Raw genomic sequence first — 13,537 nt, 5'->3', positions numbered from 1 at the left:
GGTATTGGTCTTGCGGCGTGGGGGGGGGCCGGGGTGGGGTGCGGGGGGGTGCGGGGTGGACGGACGCGGGCGCCCCGCCCGGCTTTCGGTCGGGGCGCCCGGGGCGCGGGTCGGGGCCCGCGGGTTTACGAGGTGCGGGCCGGCGGCGGCTTGGTCGCGTGTACGTGCTCCTCCCACGGCTGCCGGGGCGGCCCGGGGTGGATCGCCTCGTCGATCTCCAGGAGCGACTCGCTGTGCCGCTCGCGCTCGAACGCCTCGGCCCCGCCGCGCACCCCGAACAGCCGTTTGGCGACGATGATGTAGACCACCGCGAGGATGTTCAGCACCAGCGTGCAGACCTTGAACCAGCTCACGTGCTCGCGCATCTCGTAGCCCTCCAGCGGCAGGAACGCCGCGGTGGCGACCACCGTGAGGTATTCCGCCCAGCGCTTGAGGTACCACAATCCGACCGCCTCGACGATCTCGATGACCGCGTAGACGACCATCCCGATTGCCACCCAGATCAGGGTCGAGCGTTTGTAGTCGAACGTCTTGCGGATCGAGTCGACGATCGGCGAGTGGTCCAGGTCGTAGTGGAAGTGCTCGGCCACCGGCCGGAACGCGGTCAGGTCGTCCTCGAACAACCGGCGTACCGAGTCCTGCGAGTTGCTGAACCGCCAGACCGCGTAGGCCGCGAGCAGGATCAGTACGCCGCGCGCGGCCCGCTCGATGGACAGGAAGCGCAGGATCAACACGTCGCGCAGCGCCCGACCGCGCATCACCACCGGCGCGTCGCCGGCGGGCCCGCGGCCCTTGACCTCGCCGAGCACGTAGTCGCCGCAGCGCAGGCAACGCCACGCCTCGCCGACCGGCGTGGTCGCGTGCAGCCGGTCGCGCAGCGCGGGTTCGTCGGGAGCGTACGTCTCATGGCCGCGCCGTGCGCAGGCCCGTCGATTCCAGTCCACGCGGTGAAGTTACGGTCTTCCGGACCGGCCACGTTCACGATTCGACCGGGTTCGTACCAAGGATTGGTCATCGAAGCGTGAAATGAGGTCGTACGCTCCGGATCAGGGCGCCCCGTTCCCGGCGAGAACATGGTCCAGACTTGCCGCCCACTGCCGTACGACCGCCCGCCGACGCTCGTCGTAATCGATGACCAGGGCGCTGATGCCCAGACCGCGGGCCACGTCGAGGGTGGCCTCCACGGCGGCGGACACCCCGGGCAGGGAGACGTCGGCGTCGAGCAGCTCGACGGCCATGTCGTATATCGCCGCGGTCAGTCGCAGATCCAGCGGGATCACCCGCGCGCGCAGCACGGGATCGTTGACCGCGGCCGTCCACAGGCTGAGCGCGGCCCGGTACAGCCTGCCCCGGAACATCGACGCCAGTGCCTCGACCACCGCCTCGGTGTGCGCGGGGCCGGGCGGGATCCGGGCGCCGTCCAGGCGGGTACGGGCGACCAGGTCACCGGCGATGTGGTCGATCGCGGCGGTGAACAGGTCCTCGCGGGTGGGGAAGTGGTGCTGCACGGCGCCTCGTGAGACGCCCGCGCGCTCGGCGACCACGGTCACGGTGCCGCCGAGCCAGCCCAGCTCGGCCAGCACGTCGACGGCGGTGTCCAGGAGTCGGGCGCGGGTGACACGACTGCGGTGTTGACGTGGTTCGCGTACTGGTGCGCTGGTCACGTAGGTCAGCCTAACCCCCGAAACGGGGCTCGATGCCGGTTTTGTCGGTTGACGTGCACGGGATCGCCGACGCGCGCACGAGGATGTCGCCGCCCGGGTCGATGCTTGACAGCATTTGCGCCGGCGGGTCGAATGTCTTAGCGAACGTTCAGTAACCTTGCCGGCAGGACCCTGCGGGAATCCGGGAGCGGCCGGCCCACAGCGGGATCGCGGCACGATCGCGCGGACCGCGCACCGGATGCCACGACCGGGTCCGGCCGTCGCGGTGCGCCGGTTCCACCGTCGTGAAGGAGACGCAACGCCATGACCACAGCCGTCGTCGTCGACGCCGTACGCACCGCCTCCGGCAAGGGCAAGCCCGGCGGCGCCCTGTCCGGTACCCACCCCGTCGACCTGCTCGCGCACACGCTGCGGGCCCTGGTCGAGCGCAACGGTCTGGACCCGGCCCTGGTCGAGGACGTGATCGCGGGCTGCGTCACCCAGGGCGGCGACCAGTCGCTGAACATCGCCCGCAACGCGGTGCTCGCCGCCGGATTCCCCGAGGGCGTGCCCGCCACCACGGTGGATCGGCAGTGCGGATCCAGCCAGCAGGCCGCGCACTTCGCCGCGCAGGGCGTGATCGCCGGCGCGTACGACATCGTGATCGCGGCCGGTGTCGAGTCGATGAGCCGGGTGCCGATGGGCCTGGCCTCGCACGGCGGCAACCCGTTCGGCGGCGAACTGCTCGCCGCGCGCTACCCCGAGGGCCTGATCCCGCAGGGCTACTCGGCCGAACTGATCTCGGCCCGGTGGAACCTGGACCGGGAGACGCTGGACCGGTTCTCCGCCCGCTCGCACCGCCTCGCCGCGCAGGCCGCCGCCGAGGGCGCGTTCGACCGCGAGATCGTGCCGATCACCGTGGCCGGCGGCGCACACCGGGTGGACGAGACGGTACGTCCGAGCACCTCGGAGGAGGGACTGGCCGGTCTCAAGCCCGCGTTCGTGGACGAAGGTATGGCCGCGCGCTTCCCGGAGATCGACTGGCGGATCACCCCGGGCAACTCCTCGCCGCTGACGGACGGCGCGTCCGCCGCGCTGATCATGAGCGAGGAACGGGCGAACGCGCTCGGCCTGACCCCGCGCGCCCGCTTCCACGCGTTCGCGGTCACCGGCGACGATCCGCTGCTGATGCTGATGGGCGTCGTCCCGGCCACCCGCAAGGTGCTGGAGCGGGCCGGCCTGGGGATCGACGACATCGACGCGTTCGAGGTCAACGAGGCGTTCGCGCCGGTGCCGTTGGCGTGGGCGGCGGAGGTGGGCGCCGACCTGGAGAAGGTGAACCGGCGCGGCGGCGCGATCGCGATCGGGCACCCCCTCGGTGCCTCCGGCGGGCGGCTGCTGAGCACGCTGCTCGGGGTGCTGGAGGCCACGGGCGGGCGGTACGGGTTGCAGACGATGTGCGAGGGCGGCGGGATGGCCAACGCGATGATCATCGAACGGCTCTGAGGTCGTTCGGTCGTTCGGTCGTTCGGTTGGTTGGTCGGTCGGGTTTTTCGGTCGGGTTCGTCGGCCGCGTTTTTGTCAGTGAACAGCGAGTTACGGAGACACACGTATGCGCATCGAAGGCACCACCGCCCTGATCACCGGCGGCGCCTCGGGGCTCGGCCTGGCCACCGCCGAACTGCTCGTCGCGAAGGGCGCGTCGGTCGTGCTCGTCGACCTGCCCTCCTCGCAGGGCAAGGAGGTGGCCGAACGGCTGGGCGAGCGGGCTCTGTTCGTACCCGGCGACGTCACCCGCGAGGACGAGGTACGGGCCGCGGTGGAGGCGGCCGACGCGGACGGCACGCTGGCGATCACGGTCAACTGCGCGGGCATCGCGAACGCGGCTCGTACGGTGGGCAAGAAGGGCGCCTTCCCGCTGGACGTGTTCGCGCGCGTGGTCAACGTCAACCTGATCGGCACGTTCAACGTGCTGCGGTTGGCCGCGGAGCGGATGAGCACCCACGAGCCGGTGGACGGCGAGCGCGGCGTGGTGGTCAACACGGCGTCGGTCGCCGCGTTCGACGGGCAGATCGGGCAGGCCGCCTACAGCGCGTCCAAGGGCGGGATCGCGGCGATGACGCTGCCGGTCGCGCGGGATCTTTCGGGGTTGGCGGTGCGGGTGATGACGATCGCGCCGGGGTTGTTCGAGACGCCGCTGCTCGGGTCGTTGCCGGAGGCCGCGCGGGAGTCGCTGGGCGCGCAGGTGCCGCACCCGAGTCGGTTGGGGCGGCCGGCGGAGTATGCGGCGCTGGTCGCGCACATCGTGGAGAACCAGATGCTGAACGGGGAGGTCATCCGGCTGGATGGGGCGATCCGAATGGCCCCTCGGTGACGCTCGGCGCCGGGCCGCAGGGGACCTGGCCTTCGGCCTAGGTTTTTGGCCTCAAACGCCGGCCGGGCTGGATGTTGTTGGGCTGGGGGTTCGGCCGGCGTTTTGCATTGGTTTTGTGAGGTGGCCTCAAGCGCCGGCCGGGCTGTGGGTTGCCGGGCTGGATGTTACTCGGCTGGGGGTTCGGCCGGCGTTTTGCGTTGGTTGCTTGGGGTGGCCTCAAGTGTTGGTGGGGGTGGGTGTTGGCGGGTTGAAGGTGCCTGTGTAGCCGACTGTGGACAGGGAGATTTGTACGTAGCGGTCGGCGATTTGTTGGGGGGTCAGGGGGCCCGTGGGGCGGTACCAGTTGGCTACTGCCTGGCAGCACGTGATGACTGCTCGGCCGGCGTCGATCGGGTATGGGGTGGTGAACTCGCCCAGGGCCACGCCGTCGCGGACGGCGGCGTGCATCAGGGATTCGAGTTCGTCGCGCATCGCCACGTAGCGGGCCCGGTTGGCCGGTTCCAGGCTGCGCATCTCGGTGTCCAGGAACGCCAGCGGCGCGCGGTTGGCCATGTACAGGACGATGCACTCGACCAGCGCGGCGAATCGTGCGGCCGGCGCGTCGTCGGCCGCTTCGAGCGCGGCCCGGCAGCGGCCCAGGGCGGCGTTCATCGAGCCGATCAGCAACTCGACCAGCAGGGCCTGCTTGTTCCGGTAGTGGTAGTACAGCGCCGGCACCGTCACGCCCACCCGGCGGGCGATGTCGCGCACCGTCGTGCCGTGATAGCCGTGCTCGTCGAACGCGGCGAGCGACGCGGCCAGGATCGGCGGCAGCAGCAGCGGTCGGTACCCGCGCCAGTCGGTGTGACCGTCGGCGCGCAGATCCGCCGCCAAAGGCTCCGCCATGGGTCCGCCTCCTGATTCCGCGGACTTGCTCCGGCCGTTCCGGGACGCATCGTCTTGGTTGCCGGGCATTCTAACGATCGCTCGCTCGGTACCCGTACCCGTGCGCCGGCCGCGCGACCCGGGCCGCGGTCCGGGTCGCGCCGGGGTCAGCCGCCGATCTCCTGCAGGGTCTTGACCAGTTCGGCGAAGCCGATGCCCACCTCGTCCAGCACCCGGAGCAGCGCCGGCGGCGGGTCGCCGATCTGCCGGTTGAGCGGGCCGACCCGGCCCGGGACGCTAGCCAGGTCGCCGCCACGGAAGCGCGACTCGGGGTCGGCCGGCGGGCGTATCTGGTAGCTGCGCCAGTTCCGGGCGGGCCAGTTCAGCAGCGTCAGGTCGGGCGCCTCCCAGGCCATGAACGCCCAGCGGCGCTTGTTGCCGGCCTGGATCAGCACCGGCTCGCCGTACTGCGCGAGCCGGGTCGCGGCCACCGCCGCGATCGGGACCGGGTTGCCGAACGAGCCGGTGATCCGCCAGATCCCGTCCTCGATGCCGGCCACCCAGCCGTGCGCGGCGAATTCCTCGATGGCCTCGGCGTACGGGCTGTCCTCCGGCGCGGGGGCGAACGTGGTGGTGCCGGCCGACTCGAACTCGGTCCCGGAGGCGACGTAGAGCGGCGGCGGGGTCGGCGCCGGAGGGGGCGTCGGAGCGGGCGCGGCGACCTCGACCGGACGCGGCGGCGGGCTCACGGGTGTCGCCGGCGCCCGGGGCGGCTCGGGGGCCCTGGGCGCGGCGGGAACGGGAGCCGGGGCCGGCGCGGCCGGCGTTGGCGTCGGCTCGGCTCGCGGTGTCACCCGCTGCTCGCTCGGCCGTGCGGCCGTGGCCGGGCTGTACGCGAAGACCACGCCGGAGTGTGTCACGCCGCCGTCGGCACGCGGAAGACTGCCCCGCACCGCCGGGCCCTGACCGGCCGCCGGCGGGAAGGTCGCGCTCGTCGCGCCGGCCGGGACGACGCCCAACTCCCGCCAGGAGCCCGCCGATCCGTCGACGGACGTGGCGATCGTGACCGGCTCGCGGGCCGGCCCGGCGAGTACCACGTGCAGCCCCGCGCCGTCCGCCCGGGCGCCGAGCAGGACCAGTTCGGGCGTGGCCGCCACGCCGCGCAGCGCGTCCAGGTCGGCGGGCGCGACGGTGCGGCCCTCGCCGAGCGGCAGGACCGGGTCGCCGACGGTGTGTACCGCGAGGTCGAGACCGCCGCCGGCCGCCGCGGTGGTGCCGAGGCCGGCCCGGCTCAGGTCCGCGTTGCCGGTCAGCGCGGACCACTGCTCGCCGATCCGCCACTGCGCGAACCGGCCGTGCGTCAGCCGCTGTTCGGGCAGCACCCGCACCTCGGCGGGCCGCCCCGCGAGGGCCGAGCGCAGCACCGCGCCGGAGTAGCCCGACCAGTTCTCGTGTACGCCCAGCACCACCCGCGCGGGAGCCAGTCGGGCGATCAGCTCGCGCAGCGTCTCACCGGCCGGGTCCACGGCGGGGGCGTACAGGTGCAGCTCGTCCACCGGACCGTTCGGGAGCCGGTCGAGCAGCGGGCGGTCGAGGTTGTCCAGGAGCCGGGCCTCGGGACCCGGGGTCTCGTCCGCCAGGATGTGCCGCTCGGTCAGCAGTCCGGCGATCTCCCGCAGGTGCTCGGCGGCCCACGGCGCCATCGCCACCGCGTCCAGGTCCGGCAGCTTGTCCAGCCAGTCCGCGACGTCGGCGAGCAGCGCGTTGGAGGCGTCGTCCTCGGTCTCGACCACCGTCCACAGGCCGTCGTCGCCGGCCCAGCCGGGCAGTGCGGGGGTGCCGCCGCCGATCGCGATCCGGCAGGCGTGCTCGCCGATCAGTACGACCAGCTTGGCGCGCAGCGAGCCGGGACACACGGTGGGTGCGTAGAGGTAGTCCCGACCGGCGCCGCGCACCCGGCTCGGGTCGTACGCCTCCTGGGCGGCGTCGCCGAGGATGGCGACGCGGGCGGACAGGTCCCGGGCGAGGGGTACGGCGACCCGCTCCAGGAAGGGCAGGTCGACGCCGAGGCCGAGGAACAGCGCCTCGTGCAGGGCGGCCCCGTCGGCGCGCTCGCGCCATTCGCGCAAGAGCGTGACGGGGGATGCGGATCGGGTGTGCTGCGACGCGGTCATATGTCGATGTCCAAGGTCGTTCGTCCCGAGGGGGTGGCGTGCGGCTGCGGCTCGCGGATGCGGTCGGTGGAGCCTTCGACACGGTTTCGATGGTAGGCCCGGTCGCGCCGTGGACGAGGGGGATCGGCGGGCGGAGGTACCCCCGGCCGGACGCCGAGCGGCGTACGGGCCGCACAGGTCACGCCGGCGAGCATCCGAAACCACCTTCCTCGTCGCGAGGATCATCGCAGGAGCCGCCCCCGGGGAGGGCGAAGGCCCCACCTGCCGGGCACCACGACGGGCCATGTCCGGGGGCGACGCGCCCCCGCGTCCATGTCGCCGATCCTGCTGCCTGAGATATTAGGCGCACCGGTCCGGGAAGGTGCCGGCCGCCTCGGGATCGCGAGCCGGCGGCGCCCGGCCGCGCCGATCCGGGCAGCGATCGGGCTTTGCCGGTCTTCGCCGATTCGTGTGTGCGGAGCCGACCGGGGCCGGGATCCGGAGAGAATCCGGGCATGACATCGAGCTCGCCGGCGCGCCCGAAGAGCCGGACCGCCGTTGCCCGCGAGGTGATCCGGCGGCGCATCCTGCGCCTGGAGATGCCGCCCGGGACGGTCTTCAGCGAGGGCGACCTGGCCGCCGCCCTGGACCTGGGCAAGACGCCGGTGCGCGAGGCGCTGAACCTGCTCACCCACGAGAGCCTGGTGGCGGTCGCGCCGCACTCGGGCTATCTGGTCATGCCGGTCACCCTGCGCGACGTCCGGGAACTGCTCGAACTGCGGGTGACGGTCGAGACGTTGCCGGCCCGCCTGGTGGCCGCGCGGGGCGAGGGCACGGCCGGCCTGGACGCGGCGGCGCTCGCGTGGTGGCAGGCGACCAGCGGGGAGCGGACGGACGCGGTGCCGACGCCGGTCCAGGGCCTTGCCTACGCCGCCGCGCTGGCCGAACGGGCCGGCAACGCGCGGGCGGCCGGGGTCGAGGGGTACGTACTGCGCCACCAACTGCGGCACCTGTACCTGGCCACCGCGCTCGGCGACCCGCTCTGGCCCGCGCCCGACCGCTCCGCGCTGCCGGTCGCACTGGCCGCGGGCGACCCGGACGGCGCGGCGGCCGTGGTCGAGGACGGGATCCGGGCCCTGGGCGCGGCGCTGTTCGCGACGCTGGTGCCGGTGGTGGCCGCGTACCTGAACCGGCCCGCGGACGGTGGGCCCGGGGGCCTGCCGCCCGACGCGGTGCTCGACCTGAACCTGGGCACGCTGCTCCGCGACGGCGACGGCGACGGTGCCAACGCCGTCGCCGTGCGGCCGGGCCGGGTGATCACCGCCGAGGCGACGGCCCGGTGATGTTCACGTCGAGCAGCGCGTCATTGGCCAGCAACGTGTCGAGCACCCGCTCCCGACAGCCGGTCAGCCGGGTGTGCGCGGCCCGCCCGGCCGCCTCCGCGTCGCCGTCCGCCAGCGCGTCCAGGAGCGGACCGTCGTCCCCCGCGATCACCCGCAGGTGCGGCCCGTCGGCGGTGACGCACAACCGCAGCAGCCGGTGGTGGGCGTACAGCGTGCCGGCCAGCGCGCGCCGCAGATGCCGGTTGCCCGCCAGGTCGGCGATCACCAGATGCAGCCGGGTGTACCGCTCCAGCCAGGCATCCGGCCCGGCCACCGGGGTCGGCGTACGCACCCAGGCGCCCTCGCGCGCCGGCGCCGAACCGACCTCCGCCGCGCGCCGGGCCACCGCCGCCGAGGCGTCCCGGGCGAGCACCCGATGCAGGTCGAACAACTCGCGCGCGGAGCGCAGCGTGACCCGGGTGACCCGGTAGCCGCTGCGCGGGATCACGTCGACGAACCCGTCCTCGGCCAGCAGCGCCAGCGCCTCGTGCACGGGTGTCTTGCTCATGCCCAGCTCCTCGGCCACCGCCTTCTCGGTGAACCGCGAGCCCGGGGCCAGCTCCAGGTACAACACCCGGCGTCGGATCTCCCGATACGCCGATCCCGTCAGCGACCCCGGTCGCCCCTCGCCACCGGTGCGGTACCCGGGCGGACTCGCCTGCGCCATGACACTCCTCGGGACTCGGTACGACTCGGTACGACTCGGTCGGGTGCGATGTGGTGCGAGGTGGTGCGGTGGGACGCGCTGTGGTGCGATTCGGTGCCGTGCGGGCTCGCTGCTCGCTGCTCGCGGCTCGGTGCTCAGTAGAAGTGCCGCAGGTCCGGCCAGATGCGGGACCAGGGCTTCGTGGTGCCGGCGCACAGCTCGACCACCGCGTGCTGCTCCTCGTTGTCGACCCCCTTGCCGTTGTCCACCCGGGTGACCAGCCGGCAGTCGACGAAGTCGCGGTATCGCGCGGTGACTTCCCCCTCGCGGACGACCACGACGGGCCCGTCGGCGCGGTCCGGCGGCGGGCCCCAGTCGGCGAAGGACATGTGGCCCGAGTACGGCTTCGGCAAGCCCCGGGCCGGCCCGTATCGGTCCAGCGCGCCGGCCTCGCCGTAGTTGCCCGCGAACAACACCGCCCGGCCGCGCTGGTCCGGCGGGATCCGCCCCCAGGCCACCGCCGCCGCGTCGGCCAACTCCGGCCAGCCGATCTGCTCGCCCTGCTCGGGGTTGATCCCGATCACCGCGTTCACCCGTCCGGCCGGCAGCAGCGGCAGCGAGATGACCGCGCTGGTGACGGTGGCGACCAGGAGCATCGAACCCACCGGCACCCGTCGCCCGGGCCGGCTCGCGGCCCACTGCACGGTCGGCTCGCACCCTGCCGCGACCAGCACCAGGAGCAGTGGCAGCGCGTAGTACGACTTGCCGCCGGAGGCGATCACCAGCACACACAAAACCGCGTAGCCCGGCACTATCGAGCGCGCCCAGTCGATCTGCGGCGCGCGCAGCAGCCGGCGCGCGCCGGCCACCCAGATCGGTACGAACAGGGGTGACAGGTAAGCGATTTGCAGCGGGACGAACATGATCCGGTTCTTGATGCCGTCGTCCGTGCTGATCCCGCCGGCCACGGTGAACTGCGGCCAGTCGTGGGTGGCCTGCCACCACAGGCCGGGCGCGCTCAATCCGATCGCGATCGCCGCGCCGCCGACCAGCCACCGACTGCGCAACACCTCGCGGGGGCCGACCGCGAACAGGCCCACGAGCAGGGCCACCACGAGATAGCCGACCAGGTACTTGTTCAGCATCGCGAAGCCGACGGCGGCACCCACCGCGAGCCACCAGCGCCCGTCGCCGGTGCGCAGCAGCCGCAGAACGAACCACGCGATCAGCAGCCAGGCGACGATGTCCAGGGTCGCGGTGGACCACAGGTGACCGATGCCGAGCACGATCCCGGAGGTGGCCGCGCAGGCCGCCGCGAGCAGTTGGCCCGCCCGTCCGCTGCCGAACTCCCGGGCGATCAGGGCGACCAGGAGCACCGTCCCGGCGCACGCGAGGGCGGCGAATATGCGGAGGTCCTGCGGGTCGTCCCCGAACAGTTCGCCGGACGCCCGGGCGAGCAGCGGGGTCAGTGGAGGCTGGTCCACGTAGCCCCAGGCGAGATGTCGACCGGCCACGACGAAGTACAGCTCGTCGCGGTGGAATCCGTAGCGCGCGGACACCGCCGCCTGCAGCGCGAATACCGCGACCATGATCAGCACGATCGGTCGCTTGGCGAGCGGGGGCAGGGCGGGCGGGGCCGGGGCAGGCAGCAACGGTTCGGTCGACGTGCCTTTCTCCACACGGCTCATTAGGTCATGGTGCCGGATCGACGAGCGGTACGGCAGAGACTCGCGCGCAGGTCCGGACAACAAGTCGGATCGGTCGAACGGACGGCCTAACGACGCCGGAACGGACGGCTCGACGCCGTCGGGGCGGAATCGGGGATGACCGTTTTCCGACGCGATGACCGGATCCCGGCGCACACTGTCCTTCGGGGGTGGCCTGCCATGGACATGCGGGGTTCGGGGCGCTCGGTCGCGGGCCGGTATCGGCTGCGCGAGCGGCTGGGTGCCGGGGGGAGGGGCGTGGTCCGGCGCGCCGCCGTGTTCGGCGAGCCGCCGCCGGAGTCGCGCCGGGCGGGGCCGCTGACCGGGGTGATCCTGGGGCTGCCTGCCAAGGAGCCGGAGCGGCGAGCGGACGCGGATGAGGTCCGGTGGGCCCTCGACGCGGATGTGACGGACAGCGGGACACGGCAGGTGGGGCCGGAGTTGGCGGGGCGGCCGTCGGCGCTCGCGGAGCCGGCGCGGCCGGTGGAGGCGGAGCGGGCAGACGGGGAGGCGAGCACGGTTCGCGCGCCGATGGGATCGCCCGCCGTCGAGGGCGGTGGGGACGGGAGCACGGTTCCTGTGCCGGTTGGATCGCCCACCGTGGCGTTGCCGGTTGATCGGGTGGCTTCAGGCGATGTCGTCGACTCGGCCGATCCGTTGCCCCGACGTCGCCAGTGGCGCCGGGTGGGGGCCGGTCCTCGGGGCGGTCGGCGGGATTCTCGTGGTGATCGTGGTGGTGAGCCTGCTGCCCAACGGTCGCGGTGGTGGGGGCGGTGGCGGGGGTGACGAGGGTACGAGCGGTCCGGCGGCGGTCGAGTCCGAATCGGCTTCCCCGGACCCGACGGACACCTCGTCCCGGGGCGATGCGGTGCCTCCGTCCTCGGACGGCGGTGCGGCCGAGCCCGCGCCCGCGTCGACGGGGGTCACGGCGACCGACTACACGCTGCGGGGGTTCGGGCCGGTCGTACCCGCCGTGCCGGCCGTATCGATCGACTCCCGACAGCCGGCGGCAGGCCCGTCGCACCTAGGCAACTCCCGTGTTGCGAGCGGCGGATCGTGGTCGCGCTCGGGGCGGCGGCTGCTACGGTGGCTCCCGACCGTCCGGACGGTCCGGAGGGTTCGAGCGGGTTTTCACACGGGGACGGGGGCGTGCCGATGCGTGATCGGCTGTTGGACGCGGTGGAACGCATATTGGTTCGGGACGGCGTGGAGTCGGTGCGGCTGGACGCGGTCGCCCGGGAGGCCGGGGTCAGCAAGGGCGGGTTGCTGCACCACTTCCCGAGCAAGCAGGACCTGGTGCGCGGGGTGGTCGAGCGGCTGGCCGATCGGTTCGAGGCCGCGCTGCCCGAACCCGGCGCGCCGCCCGGGGCGTTCACGCTGGCCTGGTTGCGGGCGAGCATCCCGGCCGAGTCGCCGACCGGCGATCGCAGCGGCGCCGACCAGGTCCCGCTCGCGCTGCTCGCCGCGGCGGGCGGACCGGACGTACTGGCCGCGCTGCGCGCCCGCTACGCCCACTGGCAACTTCGGCTCGCCGACGACGGCCTGGAGCCGGCCGTGGCCGATCTGGTTCGGATGGCCGTGGACGGCTGGTGGGCCGCTCGGCTGTTGGATCTGGGCGTGCCGCACGACGACGCGCACACCCGACTGCGGGCGCTGCTGGTCGAGTTGATCCGGACTCGAGGCGGCGCGGAGTGAGCGCCGGGGTGGGCGCGTGTGTACGCGAACTGCTCCCGGGCGGCGCGAGCCGTGCCGTCTCCCGGGTGCGGACCGTCGACGTGATGTGCTTCACCCGCGTCTCGATGGCCGTTGCCGACGTGGGCTTCCTGCTCTACTGGACGGTCACCCTCCTCGCGCTGCTCCCGGCCGAATACGCGTACAAGGACTACGCCGATCCGGTGATGAGCGACTGGAACTACTCGTTCATGCCACTCGACGTCGCCGCCGCGGTGACCGGGCTCGCCGCGCTGCGCCCGGGGCGGCGGATCGCACCGGACCGGGTACATGCGCTGCTGCCGATCTCGCTGGTGCTGACCGCCGTCGCCGGCCTCCAGGCGGTGGCGTTTTGGACCCTGCGCGGCGACTTCGCGATCGAGTGGTGGTTGCCCAACCTGTTCCTGCTGCTGTTCCCGCTGCCCGCGCTCGCCCGGCTCGTGCGGCGTACGACGATCGTCCGGCCCTGACCGGGGCGGGTAACGTCACCACCCGGAACGCTTCGCGTTCCGCGCCCGAGGGCGGCTTTCCGGCCCGGACGCCCGACCCCTGCGAGGAAGCCCCCCACGTGTCCAAGATCCCCGACATCGGCGCCCCGGCACCGGACTTCACCCTCGACGCGGTGCGTCTGACCGAGGGCGAGGCGATCCGCGAACCGCTCACCCTGTCGGCGCAGCGCGGTCGTCCGGTGGTGCTCGCCTTCTACCCCGGCGACGACACCGCGGTGTGTACGAAGCAACTGTGCTCGTACTCCTCGGGTTTCGAACAGTTCACCGACCTCGACGCGGTGGTCTGGGGGATCAGCCCGCAGGGACTCGACAGCCACGAGCGCTTCGCCCGCAAACACGGCCTGCGGATGCCGCTGCTCGCCGACACCGAGCATCGAGCGGTCGAGTCCTACGGCATCGGCATGGGCGGCAAGGCGCTGCGCCGGGCGGTGTTCATCGTGGACGCCCAGGGTGTGCTGCGCTGGAAGCACGTGGCGCTGGTCGGCCTCACCTACCGGGGAGTCGACACGCTGACGGCCCAACTGAGGTTGCTCGACGCCTGAGTCGGGCC

The 13,537-nt window shown here is 73.0% G+C and carries 12 protein-coding genes; 6 read left to right on the top strand and 6 right to left on the bottom strand.

What is annotated here, in order from left to right:
• Positions 1-125: 125 nt before the first annotated feature.
• Together ACWGR4_RS08620 and ACWGR4_RS08615 are read right to left on the bottom strand one after the other, a co-directional pair.
• The gene (locus tag ACWGR4_RS08620) at positions 126-944 is read right to left on the bottom strand and encodes a DUF2127 domain-containing protein (RefSeq protein WP_379998055.1); all 819 of its coding nucleotides are present in this window, start codon (positions 942-944) and stop codon (positions 126-128) included.
• A 102-nt stretch (positions 945-1,046) separates the two neighbouring features.
• Positions 1,047-1,664: a TetR/AcrR family transcriptional regulator gene (locus tag ACWGR4_RS08615; protein ID WP_379998053.1), complete on the bottom strand. Its 618-nt coding sequence runs from the start codon at positions 1,662-1,664 to the stop codon at positions 1,047-1,049.
• Positions 1,665-1,967: 303 nt separating this feature from the next.
• Between ACWGR4_RS08615 and ACWGR4_RS08610 the strand changes: the two genes are divergently transcribed.
• On the top strand, positions 1,968-3,149 hold the full coding sequence (locus ACWGR4_RS08610; RefSeq protein WP_452128854.1) for a thiolase family protein: 1,182 nt from the start codon (positions 1,968-1,970) through the stop codon (positions 3,147-3,149).
• A 106-nt stretch (positions 3,150-3,255) separates the two neighbouring features.
• Complete coding sequence (locus ACWGR4_RS08605; protein ID WP_379998049.1) at positions 3,256-4,017, top strand: 3-hydroxyacyl-CoA dehydrogenase; 762 nt, start codon at positions 3,256-3,258, stop codon at positions 4,015-4,017.
• Between the two features lie 216 nt (positions 4,018-4,233).
• On the opposite strand, the gene ACWGR4_RS08600 is transcribed toward ACWGR4_RS08605, so the two are convergent.
• A complete protein-coding gene (locus ACWGR4_RS08600) occupies positions 4,234-4,902 on the bottom strand; it encodes a TetR/AcrR family transcriptional regulator (RefSeq protein ID WP_452128855.1) in 669 nt (222 codons plus the stop codon).
• 146 nt (positions 4,903-5,048) lie between these two features.
• Positions 5,049-7,055: a hypothetical protein gene (locus tag ACWGR4_RS08595; RefSeq protein WP_452128856.1), complete on the bottom strand. Its 2,007-nt coding sequence runs from the start codon at positions 7,053-7,055 to the stop codon at positions 5,049-5,051.
• A 494-nt stretch (positions 7,056-7,549) separates the two neighbouring features.
• On the opposite strand from ACWGR4_RS08595, the gene ACWGR4_RS08590 reads away from it, so the two are divergent.
• Positions 7,550-8,377, top strand: coding sequence for a GntR family transcriptional regulator (locus ACWGR4_RS08590; protein ID WP_452128857.1), 828 nt, complete (start codon positions 7,550-7,552; stop codon positions 8,375-8,377).
• Here the strand turns inward: ACWGR4_RS08590 and ACWGR4_RS08585 are convergent.
• Positions 8,352-9,083, bottom strand: coding sequence for a GntR family transcriptional regulator (locus tag ACWGR4_RS08585; RefSeq protein WP_379998041.1), 732 nt, complete (start codon positions 9,081-9,083; stop codon positions 8,352-8,354). The genes ACWGR4_RS08590 and ACWGR4_RS08585 overlap by 26 nt on opposite strands.
• Positions 9,084-9,217: 134 nt before the next feature.
• Positions 9,218-10,750, bottom strand: a complete 1,533-nt coding sequence (locus ACWGR4_RS08580) for an ArnT family glycosyltransferase (protein ID WP_452128858.1) — start codon at positions 10,748-10,750, stop codon at positions 9,218-9,220.
• A gap of 1,173 nt (positions 10,751-11,923) precedes the next feature.
• Between ACWGR4_RS08580 and ACWGR4_RS08575 the strand changes: the two genes are divergently transcribed.
• The 3 genes from ACWGR4_RS08575 to ACWGR4_RS08565 all read left to right on the top strand — a co-directional run bounded on the left by ACWGR4_RS08575 (position 11,924) and on the right by ACWGR4_RS08565 (position 13,529).
• Entirely contained in the window at positions 11,924-12,463 is a 540-nt protein-coding gene (locus ACWGR4_RS08575) for a TetR/AcrR family transcriptional regulator (RefSeq protein WP_379998036.1), read from the top strand.
• Positions 12,460-12,948: a DUF5360 family protein gene (locus ACWGR4_RS08570; RefSeq protein WP_452128859.1), complete on the top strand. Its 489-nt coding sequence runs from the start codon at positions 12,460-12,462 to the stop codon at positions 12,946-12,948. The genes ACWGR4_RS08575 and ACWGR4_RS08570 overlap by 4 nt, the downstream gene beginning before the upstream one ends.
• A 98-nt stretch (positions 12,949-13,046) precedes the next feature.
• On the top strand, positions 13,047-13,529 hold the full coding sequence (locus tag ACWGR4_RS08565; RefSeq protein ID WP_452128860.1) for a peroxiredoxin: 483 nt from the start codon (positions 13,047-13,049) through the stop codon (positions 13,527-13,529).
• Positions 13,530-13,537: the final 8 nt, after the last annotated feature.

The organism is Embleya sp. NPDC055664 (assembly GCF_053618075.1).
This window is presented reverse-complemented; position numbering and strand designations above follow the sequence as displayed.